This window comes from Bradyrhizobium sp. CCGUVB23 (assembly GCF_024199885.1).
Classification (GTDB): Bacteria; Pseudomonadota; Alphaproteobacteria; order Rhizobiales; family Xanthobacteraceae; genus Bradyrhizobium.
Window position 1 is genome coordinate 3007641 of sequence record NZ_JANADQ010000001.1, and the last position, 16029, is coordinate 3023669.

At 63.6% G+C, this 16029-nt stretch carries 18 protein-coding genes and 1 pseudogene; 8 read left to right on the plus strand and 11 right to left on the minus strand.

Annotated features, from left to right (window positions below; translation table 11 throughout):
- Positions 1-2: 2 nt before the first annotated feature.
- From NLN62_RS13740 to urtA, 7 genes are all read right to left on the minus strand, one after another.
- Complete coding sequence (locus NLN62_RS13740; protein WP_027521701.1) at positions 3-305, minus strand: urease subunit gamma; 303 nt, start codon at positions 303-305, stop codon at positions 3-5.
- A gap of 24 nt (positions 306-329) precedes the next feature.
- Positions 330-1160: an urease accessory protein UreD gene (locus NLN62_RS13745; RefSeq protein WP_254109131.1), complete on the minus strand. Its 831-nt coding sequence runs from the start codon at positions 1158-1160 to the stop codon at positions 330-332.
- Positions 1161-1195: 35 nt separating this feature from the next.
- Positions 1196-1891 (minus strand): urea ABC transporter ATP-binding subunit UrtE, encoded by a 696-nt coding sequence (urtE, locus tag NLN62_RS13750; protein ID WP_027521699.1) that lies wholly within the window; start codon positions 1889-1891, stop codon positions 1196-1198.
- A 3-nt stretch (positions 1892-1894) separates the two neighbouring features.
- Positions 1895-2656 (minus strand): urea ABC transporter ATP-binding protein UrtD, encoded by a 762-nt coding sequence (gene urtD, locus NLN62_RS13755; RefSeq protein WP_027521698.1) that lies wholly within the window; start codon positions 2654-2656, stop codon positions 1895-1897.
- 6 nt (positions 2657-2662) lie between these two features.
- Positions 2663-3832: an urea ABC transporter permease subunit UrtC gene (gene urtC, locus NLN62_RS13760; protein ID WP_027521697.1), complete on the minus strand. Its 1170-nt coding sequence runs from the start codon at positions 3830-3832 to the stop codon at positions 2663-2665.
- Positions 3829-5439: an urea ABC transporter permease subunit UrtB gene (gene urtB, locus NLN62_RS13765; RefSeq protein ID WP_254109132.1), complete on the minus strand. Its 1611-nt coding sequence runs from the start codon at positions 5437-5439 to the stop codon at positions 3829-3831. The genes urtC and urtB overlap by 4 nt, the downstream gene beginning before the upstream one ends.
- Before the next feature lie 83 nt (positions 5440-5522).
- Positions 5523-6845 carry an urea ABC transporter substrate-binding protein gene (gene urtA, locus NLN62_RS13770; protein ID WP_254109133.1) on the minus strand — a complete coding sequence of 441 codons (1323 nt, stop codon included), beginning with the start codon at positions 6843-6845 and terminating at the stop codon, positions 5523-5525.
- 525 nt (positions 6846-7370) lie between these two features.
- Here urtA and NLN62_RS13775 point away from each other — a divergent pair.
- The 3 genes from NLN62_RS13775 (at position 7371) to NLN62_RS13785 (ending at position 9642) form a co-directional block, all read left to right on the plus strand.
- Positions 7371-8846: a DEAD/DEAH box helicase gene (locus NLN62_RS13775; RefSeq protein WP_254109134.1), complete on the plus strand. Its 1476-nt coding sequence runs from the start codon at positions 7371-7373 to the stop codon at positions 8844-8846.
- 24 nt (positions 8847-8870) lie between these two features.
- Positions 8871-9161: a translation initiation factor IF-1 gene (gene infA, locus NLN62_RS13780; RefSeq protein ID WP_027521693.1), complete on the plus strand. Its 291-nt coding sequence runs from the start codon at positions 8871-8873 to the stop codon at positions 9159-9161.
- Positions 9162-9429: 268 nt separating this feature from the next.
- Positions 9430-9642, plus strand: a complete 213-nt coding sequence (locus NLN62_RS13785; RefSeq protein ID WP_011084262.1) for a cold-shock protein — start codon at positions 9430-9432, stop codon at positions 9640-9642.
- A gap of 86 nt (positions 9643-9728) precedes the next feature.
- On the opposite strand, the gene NLN62_RS13790 is transcribed toward NLN62_RS13785, so the two are convergent.
- The 4 genes from NLN62_RS13790 to NLN62_RS13805 all read right to left on the minus strand — a co-directional run bounded on the left by NLN62_RS13790 (position 9729) and on the right by NLN62_RS13805 (position 12862).
- Positions 9729-10310: a TadE/TadG family type IV pilus assembly protein gene (locus NLN62_RS13790; protein ID WP_254109135.1), complete on the minus strand. Its 582-nt coding sequence runs from the start codon at positions 10308-10310 to the stop codon at positions 9729-9731.
- A gap of 23 nt (positions 10311-10333) precedes the next feature.
- Positions 10334-10921: a TadE/TadG family type IV pilus assembly protein gene (locus NLN62_RS13795; protein WP_254109136.1), complete on the minus strand. Its 588-nt coding sequence runs from the start codon at positions 10919-10921 to the stop codon at positions 10334-10336.
- A gap of 143 nt (positions 10922-11064) precedes the next feature.
- Positions 11065-11877 (minus strand): Flp pilus assembly protein CpaB, encoded by an 813-nt coding sequence (gene cpaB, locus NLN62_RS13800; protein ID WP_035661420.1) that lies wholly within the window; start codon positions 11875-11877, stop codon positions 11065-11067.
- 157 nt (positions 11878-12034) lie between these two features.
- Positions 12035-12862: a sterol desaturase family protein gene (locus tag NLN62_RS13805; protein ID WP_254109137.1), complete on the minus strand. Its 828-nt coding sequence runs from the start codon at positions 12860-12862 to the stop codon at positions 12035-12037.
- A 281-nt stretch (positions 12863-13143) separates the two neighbouring features.
- Between NLN62_RS13805 and NLN62_RS13810 the strand changes: the two genes are divergently transcribed.
- The 5 genes and pseudogenes from NLN62_RS13810 to NLN62_RS13825 all read left to right on the plus strand — a co-directional run bounded on the left by NLN62_RS13810 (position 13144) and on the right by NLN62_RS13825 (position 16009).
- Complete coding sequence (locus NLN62_RS13810; RefSeq protein WP_027521689.1) at positions 13144-13308, plus strand: Flp family type IVb pilin; 165 nt, start codon at positions 13144-13146, stop codon at positions 13306-13308.
- Between the two features lie 78 nt (positions 13309-13386).
- Positions 13387-13521: a hypothetical protein gene (locus tag NLN62_RS52975; protein WP_256576102.1), complete on the plus strand. Its 135-nt coding sequence runs from the start codon at positions 13387-13389 to the stop codon at positions 13519-13521.
- 98 nt (positions 13522-13619) lie between these two features.
- Positions 13620-14144 (plus strand): prepilin peptidase, encoded by a 525-nt coding sequence (locus tag NLN62_RS13815; protein WP_027521688.1) that lies wholly within the window; start codon positions 13620-13622, stop codon positions 14142-14144.
- Positions 14145-14271: 127 nt separating this feature from the next.
- Positions 14272-14484: pseudogene (locus tag NLN62_RS13820) on the plus strand (Flp pilus assembly protein CpaB); the annotation flags it as partial.
- Between the two features lie 49 nt (positions 14485-14533).
- Positions 14534-16009, plus strand: coding sequence for a type II and III secretion system protein family protein (locus tag NLN62_RS13825; protein ID WP_254113482.1), 1476 nt, complete (start codon positions 14534-14536; stop codon positions 16007-16009).
- The last annotated feature ends 20 nt before the right edge of the window (positions 16010-16029 follow it).

Consider the following 16029-nt stretch of genomic DNA (forward strand, 5'->3'; position numbering starts at 1 on the left):
TCCTACCTGATCGGCTCGTGGACGGTGACGAGCTTGGTGCCGTCCGGGAACGTCGCCTCGACCTGGATGTCGTGGATCATCTCGGGAATGCCCGGCATCACCTGCTCGCGGGTCAGCACTTGCGCGCCGGCCTGCATCAACTCCGCCACGGTGCGGCCGTCTCGCGCGCCTTCCAGAATGAAATCGGAGATGATCGCGACCGCCTCCGGGTGATTGAGCTTGACGCCGCGATCGAGCCTGCGCCGCGCGACGATGGCCGCCATCGAAATCAGAAGCTTGTCCTTTTCGCGGGGAGACAGGTTCATGCGAAATCTCTTCCGTTCACGTCATCAATTCAGCCACAGCCGCGGCAGCGCGACGCCGGTGCGCGCCAGCACCGCCATCATGTCGGCGCGCAAGCGCGCCGCATCTTGGGCACAGAACCGCGCCATTGCAAAGCCATTCCAGGCGGATATCCCGACCTCGCCGGCGAAAGATTCCGAGGCTTCCCTGATGCGCTCGACCAGGGCCTCATCGCCCGGGACGATCAGTGCGGTGCCGATCGCTGCGCCGCCTTTGGCGACGGCAGGACGCGCCAGCTTGGCGCCGATATCGCCGTCGAGCCTGACGGTCTCGGCGAACACCAGCCGGCCGCCGCGGGAGAGGCGCCAGCGGTCGACGAATTCACCCTGCTCCATGCGCTCACCCATCGCGGTGCGTCCGAACACCACGATCTCGCAGAGCAGGAGCGAGGCCGCATCATCGAGCGCGATGTCGAAGCGGCGATGGACACGGGCGCGATCGAACAGGATCGTCTCCTGAGGCAGCCAGCCGAGATGCGCGCCCGCGGCAACCTTCAGGGCAATATTGAGCTCTGCCGCCGCACCGGGCGCGCGATAGACCTTCTCGGCTGCCGCCGTGGTCAGCGTCAGACGCGAGGCCTGGCCCGCCGCGATTTCGATATCAAAGCGGTCTCCGCCGGCAACCCCGCCGGCGGTGTTGACGAACACGCCGGAGAGCCCCTCACCTTCCGGCGAGGGAAAGCGCACGCGCAAGGAGCCAGACTCGTGCAGCGTCCCGCGCCGCGTCACGCCGTCGCGCGAATGCACGTCGAAGCGCACCGCGCCGCGGGCGCGGTTGGCCTCGAACACCATGGATGTGGCTGATAGCTCGCTGCGCATCCGCCTCCCCAACCGGTCGCGGCAGAATGAAAGGCTTACAGCGCCATCTGGCGGCTGATTTCGCCCGGGTCAAGGTTGGTGCGATCGCAGGTGTATTTCACCGCGCCGCGATCCATCACTGCAAAACTGTCGCCGAGTTCGCACGCAAAGTCGAGATATTGTTCGACCAGCACGATGGCGATGTTGCCGAGATTGCGCAGGTAGGAGATCGCGCGGCCGATGTCCTTGATGATCGAGGGCTGGATACCCTCGGTCGGCTCGTCGAGCAGCAGCAACTTTGGCCGCATCACCAGCGCGCGGCCGATCGCGAGCTGCTGCTGCTGACCGCCGGAGAGGTCGCCGCCACGCCGGCCGAGCATGGATTGCAGCACCGGAAACAGTGAGAACACATCATCAGGGATGAAGCGCTCGTCGCGCTTGAGCGGGCCGAAGCCGGTCTTGAGGTTTTCCTCGACGGTCAGCAGCGGAAAGATCTCGCGGCCCTGCGGCACGAAACCGATGCCCTTGCGCGCCCGCTCATAGGGCTTGAGTGCGGTGATGTCGCTGCCGTCGAACACGATCGCACCCGAGGAGATCGGATACTGCCCGACCATCGCGCGCAGCAGCGAGGTCTTGCCGACGCCATTGCGCCCCAGCACGCAAGTGACCTTGCCGGGCTCGGCCGCGATCGAGACGCCGCGCAGTGCCTGCGCCGCGCCGTAGAAGAGGTTGATGTCCTTGACCTCGAGCATGGCTCAGCGTCCCAGATACACTTCGATGACCCGCTCGTTCGACGAGACCTGGTCGATGGAGCCTTCGGCAAGCACCGAGCCTTCGTGCAGGCAGGTGACCTTTACGCCCAATTCGCGGACGAAGGTCATGTCGTGCTCGACCACCATCACGGTATGGTTCTTGTTGATCTCCTTGAGCAGCTCGGCCGTGAGGTGCGTCTCGACGTCGGTCATGCCGGCGACGGGCTCGTCGACCAGCAGCAGCTTTGGATCCTGTGCCAGCAGCATGCCGATCTCCAGCCACTGCTTCTGGCCGTGGCTGAGGCTGCCGGCAAGGCGGCTCCGCGCATCGGTCAGGCGGATGGTCTCCAGCACCTTGTCGATGCGCTCGGATTCCGCCTTGCTGCCGCTCCAGAACAGCGTGCCGCGGACCGAGTGGTCGACGTTGAGCGCGAGCAGCAGATTGTCCTCGACCGTCTGGCTCTCGAACACGGTCGGCTTCTGGAATTTGCGGCCAATGCCGAGCTCGGCGATACGGGTCTCGTCGAGGCGTGTGAGATCGGTGACGCCGTCGAACAGCACGGTGCCTTCATCCGGCTTGGTCTTGCCGGTGATGATGTCCATCATCGTGGTCTTGCCGGCGCCGTTCGGGCCGATGATAGCGCGCATCTCGCCGGGCGCGAGCGTCAGCGACAAATTGTTGATGGCGTGGAAGCCGTCGAACGAGACGTGCACGCCGTCGAGATAGAGCATCGCGGAGGTCGCGCGGGTATCCATGACGTTCATTTCCGCTTACTCCGCCATGTCAGGTTCGCTGACGCCGTCTTCGGCCGCAGCGCTCTCGGTGGTTTCAGCCGGGCGTTTTGCCTTGAACGGCTCCCACCAGGAATTGAAGGTGCCGACGATGCCCTTGGGCAGCAGCAGCGTCACCAGGATGAACAGCGCCCCCAACATGAACAGCCAGTACGGTGCGAGCACGCCGGAGGTGAAGAACGTCTTGGCGTAGTTGACGACGACGGCGCCGAGCGCTGCGCCGACCAGCGTGCCGCGACCGCCGACCGCGACCCAGATGACCGCCTCGATCGAGTTGCCCGGCGCGAATTCGCTTGGATTGATGATGCCGACCTGCGGCACGTAGAGCGCGCCGGCGACGCCGGCCATGCAGGCCGACACCGTGAACACGAACAGCTTGTAGGACTCGACGCGGTAGCCGAGGAAGCGCGTGCGCGATTCCGCGTCGCGGATTGCGATCAGCACCTTGCCGAGCTTGGAGGTGACGATGGCCCGGCAGATCAGGAAGCCGGCGATCAGGGCGAGACAGCTCAGCGCGAACAGCGTGGCGCGCGTGCCCTCCGCCTGCACGTTGAAGCCAAGGATGTCCTTGAAGTCGGTCAGGCCGTTGTTGCCGCCGAAGCCGAAATCGTTGCGGAAGAAGCCGAGCAAGAGCGCATAGGTCATCGCCTGCGTGATGATCGACAGGTACACGCCGGTGACGCGCGAGCGGAAGGCGAGCCAGCCGAAGCAGAAGGCGAGCAGGCCCGGCACGAACAGCACCATCAGCGCGGCGAACCAGAACATGTCGAAGCCGTACCAGTACCAGGGCAGCTTCTGCCAGTTCAGGAACACCATGAAGTCGGGCAGGATCGGATTGCCGTAGACGCCGCGGGTGCCGATCTGCCGCATCAGGTACATGCCCATGGCGTAGCCGCCGAGCGCGAAGAACGCGCCGTGGCCGAGCGAGAGGATGCCGCAATAGCCCCAGATCAGGTCGATCGACAGCGCCAGGATCGCGTAGCAGACATATTTGCCCCAGAGCGCGACCAGATAGGTTGGCACCTGGAAGAACGAGCCTGCGGGCAGCAGCAGGTTGGAGAGCGGAATGAGGATGCCGCAGGCGGCGACGATGGCCAAAAACATCGTCGCGCCGCGGTCCAGCGATCGCGTGAGCATGTGAGGGGTCATGCTTCCACCGCACGGCCCTTGAGCGCGAACAGGCCGCGCGGGCGCTTTTGAATGAACAGGATGATCAGGACCAGGATCGCGATCTTGCCGAGCACGGCGCCGGCGACCGGCTCCAGGAACTTGTTGGCGATGCCGAGCGTGAAGGCGCCGACCAGCGTGCCCCAGAGATTGCCGACCCCGCCGAACACCACGACCATGAAGCTGTCGATGATGTAGCTCTGGCCGAGATTGGGGCTGACGTTGTCGATCTGCGACAGCGCGACGCCGGCGATGCCGGCAATGCCGGAGCCGAGGCCGAAGGTCAGTGCGTCAACGCGTGAGGTGGCAATGCCCATCGAGGCCGCCATGCGGCGGTTCTGCGTCACGGCGCGCATTTCGAGGCCGAGTGCAGTGTAGCGTAGCATCGCGAGCAGGATCGCGAACACCGCGAGCGTGAAGCAGAGGATCCAGAGCCGGTTGTAGGTGATGGTGATCTGTCCGAGCTCGAACGCGCCACTCATCCAGGAGGGGTTGCCGACCTCGCGGTTGGTCGGACCGAACGCGGTGCGCACCGCCTGCTGGAGCACCAGGGACAGGCCCCAGGTCGCAAGCAGCGTCTCGAGCGGGCGGCCGTAGAGGAAGCGGATGATGCTGCGCTCGATCAAGACGCCGATCGCGCCTGAGACCAGGAAGGCGAGCGGCACCGCGATAATCAGCGAATAGTCGAACAGAGCGGGATAGCGGGTGCGGATCACCTCCTGCACCACGAAGGTGGTGTAGGCGCCCAGCATCACCATCTCGCCATGGGCCATGTTGATGACGCCCATCACGCCGAAGGTGATGGCAAGCCCGATCGCGGCGAGCAGCAGCACCGAGCCGAGCGACAGGCCGTACCAGGCGTTCTGTACCGTCGACCAGACCGCGAGCGAGCTCTGGATCGAGCCGATCGCGCTCGCGGCCGCCTTGGTCACTGAAGCCGGTTGGTCGCTGCCGGTATCGGAGAGAAGCGCCAGCGCGTCCTGGTCGCCGCGAGCCTTGAGGGTGGCGACGGCCTCGAGCTTCTCGACCTCCGTGGCGTCCGACTTGAATAGCAGAATCGCCGCGCGGGCTTCACTGAGCGCGGTCCTGGCGGACTTGTTGGTTTCCTTGGCGAGCGCGGCGTCGACGGCCTCGAGCGCCGTCTCTTCATGCGACTTGAAGACGGATTGCGCGGCCTGGATGCGCGTCGAAAGATCCGGCGACTGAAGCGTCAGGCTGCCGAGCGCGGCATCGACGCTGCGGCGCAGACGATTGTTGAGGCGGACAGCGCTGGCGCCGTCGGGAACGCTCGCGACCGGCTGACCGGTCGTGGCATCGATCGACTTGCCGTCCGTGCCGGTGACGTAAACCTTCTTACTGTCCGGATCGGCCATCAGGCGGCCGTCCTGCAACGCGTTGATGATCGGAAACGCGAGCGGATTGCCGCTGCTCGCAACCGCGCCGATCGCTTCTTCGGTGTCGGAAAAATCGTCGTTGGCGAATTTGGCGACCGCGTCCTCAAACGGACCGGCCAAGGCCGGCAGCGCGAACGCGATCAGGAGAAACGAAAGCGCAAGCGTGCAGAGACGGGCTGGCAATTTTGCGAGCACTGTGAATTACCCCGGCAGAAATGGGTGGAGAGGGCGGCGGGATCGCCGCCCTCTCCGTGTCGTCGTATCACGTCAGACCGCGATCAGGAGCCCGAACCGAGGCACTTGTTGGTCTTGATGTTGTAGTTGCCGCACTTCTTCTCGACCCAGTCGCCGATCAGGTCCTTGGAGCCGTCGAGCTCCTTCGACCAGGCGTCGCCCGGAACGAGGCTCGGGGTCTTCCAGACCACGTCGAACTGGCCGTTGCCCTTGATCTCGCCGATGAACACCGGCTTGGTGATGTGGTGGTTCGGCAGCATCTTCGAGGTGCCACCGGTCAGGTTCGGCGCCTCGATGCCGGGAAGCGCAGCGATCACCTTGTCCGGATCGGTCGACTTCACCTTCTCGACCGCCTTCACCCACATGTTGAAGCCGATCACGTGGGCTTCCATCGGGTCGTTGGTGGTGCGCTTCGGGTTCTTGGTGTAGGCCTGCCACTCCTTGATGAACTTCTCGTTCGCCGGAGTCTTGATCGACTGGAAGTAGTTCCAGGCGGCAAGATGGCCGACCAGCGGCTTGGTGTCGATGCCGGCGAGTTCTTCCTCACCCACCGAGAACGCGACCACCGGGATGTCCTTGGCCTTGATGCCCTGGTTGCCGAGCTCCTTGTAGAAGGGAACGTTGGCGTCGCCGTTGATGGTCGAGACCACCGCGGTCTTCTTGCCGGCCGAGCCGAACTTCTTGATGTCGGCCACGATCGTCTGCCAGTCGGAGTGACCGAACGGCGTGTAGTTGATCATGATGTCTTCCTGGGCGACACCCTTCGACTTCAGGTAGGCCTCCAGGATCTTGTTGGTGGTGCGCGGATAGACGTAGTCGGTGCCCGCGAGCACCCAGCGCTTCACCTTCTCTTCCTTCATCAGGTAGTCGACGGCGGGGATCGCCTGCTGGTTCGGCGCAGCGCCCGTGTAGAACACGTTACGCTCGGACTCTTCGCCCTCGTACTGCACGGGGTAGAACAGGATGCTGTTCAGTTCCTTGAAGACCGGGAGCACCGACTTGCGCGACACCGAGGTCCAGCAGCCGAACACGACCGCGACCTTGTCCTTGGTGATGAGCTCGCGCGCCTTCTCGGCGAACAGCGGCCAGTTCGAGGCGGGATCGACCACGACGGCCTCGAGCTTCTTGCCGTTGACGCCGCCCTTCTTGTTCTGCTCGTCGATCAGGAAAAGGATGGTGTCCTTCAGCGTGGTTTCGCTGATGGCCATGGTGCCAGAGAGAGAATGCAGCACACCCACCTTGATGGTGTCGTCTGCGGCCTTTGCGCCGGTAAAGGAAGCCAGACCCAGCATCAGTCCGGCGGTCGCGGCGAGCAAGCCGCGGCGGCTAAATGACGCCGCTATATCGTGAGTGGATTTAGTAAGCATGAGGTATCATCTCCCTGACGCAGACGTGAAAACGCTGCGAACGGCCCCACGGCCGCCAGCGATTAACGGAATCGCAAGAACCATGCCATGGGCCTGGAGAGCGCTAAGCCGCTGCTCCGTAACAGGAATTTTGCCGGAACCAAGGAGTTGGCACGCTTGGTCGGCCCAAATATTGGGCATAAAAAATGTATGCTTATGCGGCATACAGTCTATTTTTTGATCAAAATTCGCCCGCTGTCTAAATTTCCGGCATAACTATTCGTGCACCGCAACGCCAGGCTGCGGCCGCGTCGCCTTGAAAGCGCCCCCGGGATGCTGCATATGAAGCCGCGAGACCTCCGAATCATCCGAATGATCAGGGGTCGTAGCGAGCCGCGTGTTCTTAAGCCCGTTTGGGCCTCTGGCTTGCCCCTCTCATCAAGCAATCCGACACCCCAAACACGCAGGTGTCTTCTCGACACCCTTGCGCGCGCCACGCGGAAACAGCGTGGGCGCTCGCCTTTGACATTGGAAAGAACCCCTCTTTTGACTTCCTTTCAGGACTTCGGCCTGGCCGATCCCATTTCGCGTGCCCTCAAAGAAGAAAACTACGTCACGCCGACCCCCATTCAGGCTCAAACCATCCCCCTGGCATTGACCGGACGGGACGTCGTCGGCATTGCCCAGACCGGCACCGGCAAGACCGCGTCCTTCGCGCTGCCGATCCTGCACCGTCTGCTGGACAACCGCGTCAAGCCGCAGCCCAAGACCTGCCGCGTGCTCGTGCTGTCGCCCACCCGCGAGCTGTCCGGCCAGATCCTCGACAGCTTCAACGCCTATGGCCGCCACATCCGCCTGTCCTCGGCGCTCGCCATCGGCGGCGTGCCGATGGGCCGCCAGGTCCGCGCGCTGATGCCTGGTATCGAGGTGCTGGTTGCCACCCCCGGCCGCCTGCTCGACCTCGTGCAGAGCAACGGGCTGAAGCTTTCGAGCGTCGAGTTCCTCGTGCTCGATGAAGCCGACCGCATGCTCGACATGGGCTTCATCAACGACATCCGCAAAATCGTCGCCAAGCTGCCGATCAAGCGCCAGACGCTGTTCTTCTCGGCTACCATGCCGAAGGACATCGCCGAGCTTGCCGACTCGATGCTGCGCGACCCGGCGCGCGTCGCCGTCACCCCGGTGTCCTCGACGGCGGAACGCATCCGCCAGCGCATCATCCAGGTGGATTTCTCCGCCAAGCCCGCCTTCCTGACCAAGCTGCTGAAGGACGAGCCGATCGACCGGGCGCTGGTTTTCACTCGCACCAAGCACGGCGCCGACAAGGTGGTGAAGACGCTGGCCAAGGCCGGCATCGCCTCCAACGCCATTCACGGCAACAAGTCGCAGAACCATCGCGAGCGCACGCTGGCCCAGTTCCGCTCGGGCGAGATCCGCACGCTGGTGGCGACCGACATCGCCGCCCGCGGCATCGATGTCGACGGCATCAGCCACGTCATCAATTTCGACCTGCCGAACGTGCCGGAGACCTATGTCCACCGGATCGGCCGCACCGCGCGGGCCGGCGCCGACGGCACCGCGATCTCGCTGGTCGCAGGCGGCGAGGAACTCAGCTATCTCCGCGATATCGAGCGCCTGATCCGCGTCGCGCTCCCGCGCGAGGATCATCGCACCGACGCCGGCCGCGAGGCGGCGCATGCGCCGTCTGCTCCCGCCAAGCAGCATCGTCCGGGCCGCCCCGGCCCGCGCCTGCAGGGCGCGCGGCATGGCGATGGCCGGCATGGTGACGGACGGCATGGTGACGGACGGCATGTGGATGGCAGGCCCGGCGACGGCCACAAGGCCTCGAAGGGGTCTCGCCGCCGCCGTTCCGGTGGTAAGATGAATTCGTCACCAAATGATCGGTCGGAACAGCGTCCCGCGCATGGCGCCGGCCAGTCTGATGGGATACAAGGCGTTGCGTTTTTACGCCGCGAGAGTCGTCCGAACGGTCGGCCCAACCACAAACCCTATTCGCGCTAGCCGTCCCACGACCTGGAGAAATTCATGGCTAAGGAAGAGCTGATCCAGTTCGAAGGACTGGTCACCGAAATCCTCCCCGACGCGCGCTACCGCGTGCAGCTCGACGCCGGGCACGAGATCGTTGCCTACACCGCCGGCAAGATGAAGAAGAACCGCATCAAGACGCTGGCGGGCGACCGCGTGACGGTGGAGATGTCGCCCTACGACCTGGAGAAAGGACGGCTGATTTTCCGCCACAAGGACGAACGTCCGGGTCCGACCGGTGGCCCGCCGCGGGGCGGGGCTCAGCGCGGCGGACAGTTCCGCCGCCGTTAAGGCCTGCGGCCACGCCGCGGTACGGAAATAAAGTCCTGGCCTGATGCGATCTGCCGCCCACCCGGGCGGCGGATCAAAAAATCGTGCACGTCAGGATTGTTTTGAAACCCCCTTTCCAATAAAATGAATTAATCGATTTTCGGCCGGACGACATTAGCATCCACCGGTACAGCCGGTTCAGACACGCTGACGACCCTTCCAGAAATTCGATCTAACCCGTCCGCGAAAGCGGGCATCGACACTGTGTATCTGAGAAGGGACTACCCCCATGAGCATGGGAACCGTGAAGTGGTTTAACGCGACCAAGGGCTTTGGCTTCATCCAGCCCGACGACGGCGGCAAGGACGTGTTCGTGCACATCAGCGCCGTGGAACGTGCTGGCCTCGGCACGCTGCGCGAAGGCCAGAAGATCTCCTACGAGATCGTGGCCGATCGTCGGTCCGGCAAGTCGGCAGCAGACAACCTCCGCTCCGCCGGCTAAGCCGGCCCCGCTCCAGGCGGACCTGAGCAAACGAAAAGGCCGTGCGTGGCGCGCGGCCTTTTTTCATGTCCGAAGATCCGAGGCGCTCAGTAGGTCGTGCAGCTCGTCGACGGGCTGTAGTAGACGCAAGTCGATTGACGCGGGCGCGTATAGGCGACGTCGCTCAGCGCGATCGCGTTCTTGAGCACGTAGCCGATCGTCGGCGTGTAGACGTAGCTGACCTCGCTGAAGATCACATAGGTGCCGCCGATCGCGAGCGTCGAGGGGATGGTCACCACGGAGGCCTGCGACCGCGGCGAGGATCCCTTGCTCCATTGCACGCGCGCCACCTTGGTCGTGGGATCGACGTAGAGCTCGCTGATCGTCGCCGACGTGACCGAGCTATTGTAGTACGGCGTCATGATGCCGTAGGACGCCGCGAAGAAGTTGGTCATGTCGGTGTCGGCGACCGACGTCGATTGCGAGGTGAGGTCGGACAGCGTGCGTGCCATCATCGTGACCTTGCGGTCGATCGCCACCGCCGACGAAACCTCGACGGTACCGAAGAACAACACCAGCATCAGCGGCACCACCACCGCGAACTCGGTCGCCGCCACCGCGCGGCTGTCTGCACGGAAATCGCGCGCGGAGGAGGCGGCGTTTCGCCAGATTTTCGCAATCGCCTGCATGGTTCTGCTCGGGGCCGTTGGCATCAGTTGGAGTAGGGTTCGTTCTTGAAGGCGGCCGTCGCGACCAGGAGGCGCTTGTTGCCTGCGAGGTTCGAGGGGTTGTAGCCGAGCCCGGTGACGTAGAGCGGCCACTGGTAGAACAGCCGGACGACCACGATGTCGCCGGCACTGCCCGCGCTATAGCTCATGCTCGTATCGAAATTGCCGGCCGAATCGATATGGCTCGGCAGCGTGACCGCCGAGAACGACGAAAAGCTCGAAACGTCGACGTAGAGACTGCTGCAATCGAAGAACAGCGCCGGGATCTGGGTGCAGACGTAATTCTTGAACGTCGTCTGCGTGCAGGCGGCGGCCACACCGGAGACCGCGCAGGCCGACACCGAGCCGGTCTGCGCCTGGCCGGTCAGGACCGAGCGCGCGGCATCCTGCGTGACGGTCTCGAGCACCTGGCCTGCGAAGAACATGATCGCGGTCTCGATGATCGCGAACAACAGCGCGAAGAAGATCGGCGCGACCAGCGCGAACTCGACCGCCGCAGAGCCGCGGCGGTTGCGGCGAAACCGCTGGATCATGCTGCGGATCGAAAACTTCCAGACGGCAGGCGATGGCATCGCAGAAAATCCCCAGCGGCAGCGATCAACCGCCCAACGAAGAGAGAAGCGATTGCCTAAATGTTTCGCAGGATCGGCGGATCACGGCCACTGGCGTCAACAGTGCGTAAACCGGTTTCCGCGACTGCGCCGCCCGATGGAAGCTATTTTCGGCCGCACGCGGGCTTGCAGTTGAGCACCTCCGTGGTGGTGGCGCCCCGATAGACCGTCACGAGGTTGCTGGTGTTGTTCTCGGCAACGACATTCTTCTTCTCGTTGTCGGCAATGCTGCGCAGCGCGAGGGACAGGGTGCCGCTCTGACGCGATGCGGACAGCAATTCGACTTCGCCAGGGGTCAACTCCAGGGTAGCCGTCTTGCCCAGAACCGCATTCTGCCCCTCCTTTTCCTTGGGGGCTTGATCGATCGCGAGAACACGTATGTTGGTCAGAATGGCTTGCGACGAAATGGTGTCGGTCTGAGCTTCCGAGTTGGCGGGCGGTTTCTCGCGCTTTGTGAGAATCACGTCCACGCGATCATTCGGCAATATGAAGCCGCCTGCGCCAGTCTCCGCGGATATCTCGGTTGAAATGGCGCGCTTGCCCGAAGGCAGGATGGCCGCCATGAAGCCAGAACCGTCTGCCCTGACCAGTTTCTGCTCTCGGATCGGCTCGCCCGCGATAAATGGTTGACGGGCAATCGAACCCGTAATTTGCGTGATTGCCTCGGGTCGATCCGGGCGGCGAATAAAATTGCCGCTGGCCGAAGATTGCGTCCACGTCTGCCACTGAAGCTCGTTGGGGCCGACCGTCTGTCCCAATCCGATGTCCGTCTTGGCCACAAGGACCTCAATGGTCGGCAATTGGGCGACTTGTGGAGGCGGGGGCGCACCGCTATCGGTCGAACTGCTTGCGAGATAGGCAGCGAGGGCGCCGGCTACGAGGGCGATCGCTAGAACAATAAAACGCGCGGGCTTCATAACTCTACTCTCACACAACCCCGAGCGGGCTCGCCGCTGCTCCAAGAGTTAGCCAGCTATACGTCAAAGCGACGTTAATGCGCCGGCTTCAACTCGCTGCGAACGGCAATTTCGGCCCTGCCTTACGGCCTTCGGAAGCTCCTCCGGCCTATTCGTCCTAGTGACGGAACGGATAGGCGAGCTGGCCGCCGATCTCGCTCGGCATCTCCGCTTCGTCCTTGCCATAGTCCTGCGGCAGCTCGTTCGCCGGCATCCGGAAGGTCCCGAACAGGATGTCCCAGAGCGGGAAGGTGCCGGCAAAATTGGTATTGCCGCCCTGCTCGAGCGAGGTGTGGTGCCAGCGGTGAAACACCGGCGTCGCCAGCACATATTTGAACGGTCCGAGCGTCCAGTTGAGATTGGCGTGCACGAAGGCAGAATGGAAGGTGGTGAACGGCCCGAGCCAGATCATCACGTTCGGCGAGATGCCGACGGTGAGCAGCACGACGTCAACGCCGATCGTGCCGAGCACCAGATTTACCGGATGGAAGCGCGCCGCCGAGATCCAGCCCAGCTCCTCCGAGGAATGATGGATCGCGTGGTACTTCCAGAAGCCGCCGCCGTGAAACAGCCGGTGCAGCCAGTACAGCATGAAATCGGACAGGACGACGAACAGCACCGCCTGCGCCCATAGAGGCAGCTCCGACAGCGGACCATGGCCGTTGTCGTAGAAGGCGATCAGTTCGTCAGGACCGTGGATGTTGAAGATGACGCCGGCCGTAACGATCAACAACCCGATCCGCATCGTGCGGGCGAACACCGGCACGAAGAACCAGTAGCAGATGTCGGTGACGATCTCGCGCTTGCGCCACCACGCCACGCCGGGATTGCAGGCCCAGAAATGCTCGAGCACCGTGAAGACCACCGCGAGCGCCGCGGTAACGGGGATGACCTTTGCGATGGTCTCGCCGAGCATCAAGGCGACGTCCATGGGCAGGCTCGACATCAGCGTCTCACTTCTCATCTGTTCGGCCTTACGCCTACGCTTCGAAATTTAAGGGAGCGTGAAGCCGCTCTGCATATCAGCGGCCTTTCGGGCCGCCGACCGCAAAAGCGGGGGAATTCAGGCGAGCGCCTTAAGGGGAAATTGACTCTGCTGAAAAGCATCGCGCCACGATCGAGTTTCCGTGATCAGGTTAACCGTACCGCAACGGCTGAGCTCTCATCCTCGCAACGCTAGAGAATTGCGCGGAACGAAGCCACCCACACCCACATGGAGATCTACTCATGAAGAACCTCATTGCGCGTTTCGTGAAGGACGAATCCGGCGCCACCGCCATCGAGTACGGCCTGATCGCCGCCGGCATCGCGCTCGCGATCATCACCGTCGTCAACAACCTCGGCACCTCGCTGAACTCCAAGTTCGGCTCGATCAGCAGCTCGCTGAAGTAAGCCTCCGACCAGTTGCAGCAGAGGCCCCGGATACGTCCGGGGCTTTGTCTTTCCGGAAAGCCTCGAGTTCCAGTGGCGTTGCGTAAGACCAGGACCGATGCAGTGTTCGAAACGGCAGCCTCCGCGCATAGCGAGGCGCCGACCCATTGGGTCTGCCTTGCGCTGTTGCTCGCACTGGTCACGCTCGCGGCCCGGATCGCCAGCATCTGGTGACCTCCGCCGCATACCGTTTCAGGTTTGTTTAGCACTGCCGGCTAGAATCCCGCGAGCTCCGATCCCGCGCCGGCCAGCGCTCCCTTAAGAAGCAGATCATGATCCTCGACCTCGCGCGCCTTCTGCTCTTCCCGGCCCTGATAGCCTTCGCCGCCGCGAGCGACCTGTTCACGATGACCATCTCGAACCGGGTGTCGCTGGCGCTGATCGCCGGCTTCTTCGTTCTTGCCCTCATCGGCGGCATGGCGCCTTACGACATGCTGACCCATGTCGGCGCCGGTGCCCTGATGCTGGCCGTCGCGTTCACCTGCTTTGCCATGGGCTGGGTCGGAGGCGGTGACGCGAAAGTTGCAGCCTCCGTCGCGCTGTGGTTCGGCTTTACCCACCTGATGAACTTCCTGCTCTACGCCTCGCTGTTCGGCGGCGCGCTGACCTTGCTGCTGCTGCAATTCCGGCAATGGCCGTTGCCTTACGGACTTGCCGGACAGGCCTGGCTCGCGCGGTTGCACGCCAAGGAGAGCGGCATCCCCTACGGCATCGCGCTCGCGATCAGCGCGCTGATGGTCTATCCGGAGACGGAATGGGTGAAAGCGATTGATCTCGCTCACCTCGCGCTGCGCTGAACACACCGGATAAACCCGGCGTTAAGGCGATTTAGATACGCCTCATTAACCATGCTTTGACGTTTAGCTGGTCAACTGCCATCACGGCGGCGGCAGCGTCGCGGCGTTTTGTGGAAAGTGAAGCGTAATGAATACCGCACGCATTGTCGTCCTGACGATCGCTATCGGTGCCGGCGGCATCGCCGCGTACCTGGCGAGCGGGTCCGACAGCCCGGCGCCGCCCCCGGCCGCGCCGATCGCTCAGCTTCCGACCGCCGACATCCTGGTAGCCAAGTCCGACATCGACCTCGTTCAGGTCGTCAAACCCGAAGACATGCAGTGGCAGACCTGGCCGGTTTCGGCATTCCGAGCCTGATGACCGCACAGAAGTGACGATGGGGATCTTCGATATGAAATGCAGGGGCAATCGGGCGGCGTTGCGGACCAGCATGGTCCGCGCCCTGTCGTTTTCAGCCGCGCTCGCACTGACGCTCAACCCGGCGCTTACCCCGGTCATCGCCGCCGACTATCGCAACGCGGCGCCGATCGCGGCCGACGGCCAGATGAACGCGCGCTTCCTGTCGCTCGGCGTCGGCAAGTCGATCGTGATCGACCTGCCGCGCGACATCAAGGACGTGCTGGTCGCCGATCCCAAGATCGCAAACGCGGTGGTCCGCTCGGCGCAGCGCGCCTATATCATCGGCGCCGCCGTCGGCCAGACCAACATCGTGTTCTTCGATTCCGCCGGCCAGCAGATCGCGGCCTATGACATCGCGGTCAAGCGCGACCTCAACGGCATCCGCGCCGCGCTGAAGCAGGTCGCGCCCAACTCGGACATCCAGATCGACGGTCTCGGCGAGAACGTCATCCTGACCGGCACGGCGGCCACCCCGATCGAGGCCCAGCAGGCCAACGACCTCGCCACGCGTCTTGCCGGCGGCGCCGACAAGGTGGTGAACTCCATCGTGGTCCGCGGCCGCGACCAGGTCATGCTGAAGGTGACGGTCGCCGAAGTCGCGCGCAACATCGTCAAGCAGCTCGGCATCGACCTGTCCGCCAATCTCGCCTACGGCACCGCGGTGGTGAACTTCACCAACGCCAACCCGTTCACGGCTCTTGGTCGCAATCTTGTGGACGGCAACAGCCTGACGACGAGGTTCGGCGGGACCCCATCGGTGCAAGCCACCCTGCGCGCGATGGAAACCGCGGGCGTGATCCGCACGCTCGCCGAGCCCAACCTGACCGCGATCTCGGGCGAATCGGCGACCTTCATCGCCGGCGGCGAATTCCCGGTGCCGGCGGGCTATGCCTGCGATCCGACGACACACGTCTGTACCAACCAGATCAGCTTCAAGAAGTTCGGCATCTCGCTCAACTTTACCCCGCTGGTGCTGACCGAGGGCAAGATCAGCCTGCGCGTCATGACCGAGGTCTCGGAGCTGTCCAACGACAATTCGATCACGCTGTCGCAGTCGGTCGGCACGAACACGACGAACTCGCTGACGGTGCCCTCGATCAGGACCCGGCGGGCAGAGACCACGCTGGAAATTCCCTCCGGCGGCGCGATGGCGATGGCGGGCCTGATCCAGGAGCAGACCAAGCAAGCGGTCAGCGGCTTGCCCGGGCTGATGCAGCTTCCGGTGCTCGGCACGCTGTTCCGCAGCCGCGATTACGTCAACAACCAGACCGAGCTGATGGTCCTGGTGACGCCCTATATCGTGCGCGCCGTCGCGCAGAAGGACCTGTCGCGTCCAGATGACGGCTTTGCCGCGCCTTCCGATCCGCAGGCCGAGCTGCTTGGCAACATCAATCGCATCTATGGCGTGCCGGGCCGGGTCGATCCCGCGCGGAATTACCGCGGCACCTACGGCTTCATCACGGACTGAGGCGGAACGGGGACTTCGAG

What these genes read in the sequence shown, in the direction of transcription:
- NLN62_RS13740 (WP_027521701.1), bottom strand. Translation starts at nt 305, where the DNA reads ATGAACCTGTCTCCCCGCGAAAAGGACAAGCTTCTGATTTCGATGGCG.
- NLN62_RS13745 (WP_254109131.1), bottom strand. Translation starts at nt 1,160, where the DNA reads ATGCGCAGCGAGCTATCAGCCACATCCATGGTGTTCGAGGCCAACCGC.
- urtE (WP_027521699.1), bottom strand. Translation starts at nt 1,891, where the DNA reads ATGCTCGAGGTCAAGGACATCAACCTCTTCTACGGCGCGGCGCAGGCA.
- urtD (WP_027521698.1), bottom strand. Translation starts at nt 2,656, where the DNA reads ATGAACGTCATGGATACCCGCGCGACCTCCGCGATGCTCTATCTCGAC.
- urtC (WP_027521697.1), bottom strand. Translation starts at nt 3,832, where the DNA reads ATGACCCCTCACATGCTCACGCGATCGCTGGACCGCGGCGCGACGATG.
- urtA (WP_254109133.1), bottom strand. Translation starts at nt 6,845, where the DNA reads ATGCTTACTAAATCCACTCACGATATAGCGGCGTCATTTAGCCGCCGC.
- infA (WP_027521693.1), top strand. Translation starts at nt 8,871, where the DNA reads ATGGCTAAGGAAGAGCTGATCCAGTTCGAAGGACTGGTCACCGAAATC.
- NLN62_RS13785 (WP_011084262.1), top strand. Translation starts at nt 9,430, where the DNA reads ATGAGCATGGGAACCGTGAAGTGGTTTAACGCGACCAAGGGCTTTGGC.
- NLN62_RS13790 (WP_254109135.1), bottom strand. Translation starts at nt 10,310, where the DNA reads ATGCAGGCGATTGCGAAAATCTGGCGAAACGCCGCCTCCTCCGCGCGC.
- NLN62_RS13795 (WP_254109136.1), bottom strand. Translation starts at nt 10,921, where the DNA reads ATGCCATCGCCTGCCGTCTGGAAGTTTTCGATCCGCAGCATGATCCAG.
- cpaB (WP_035661420.1), bottom strand. Translation starts at nt 11,877, where the DNA reads ATGAAGCCCGCGCGTTTTATTGTTCTAGCGATCGCCCTCGTAGCCGGC.
- NLN62_RS13805 (WP_254109137.1), bottom strand. Translation starts at nt 12,862, where the DNA reads ATGTCGAGCCTGCCCATGGACGTCGCCTTGATGCTCGGCGAGACCATC.
- NLN62_RS13810 (WP_027521689.1), top strand. Translation starts at nt 13,144, where the DNA reads ATGAAGAACCTCATTGCGCGTTTCGTGAAGGACGAATCCGGCGCCACC.
- NLN62_RS13815 (WP_027521688.1), top strand. Translation starts at nt 13,620, where the DNA reads ATGATCCTCGACCTCGCGCGCCTTCTGCTCTTCCCGGCCCTGATAGCC.
- NLN62_RS13825 (WP_254113482.1), top strand. Translation starts at nt 14,534, where the DNA reads ATGAAATGCAGGGGCAATCGGGCGGCGTTGCGGACCAGCATGGTCCGC.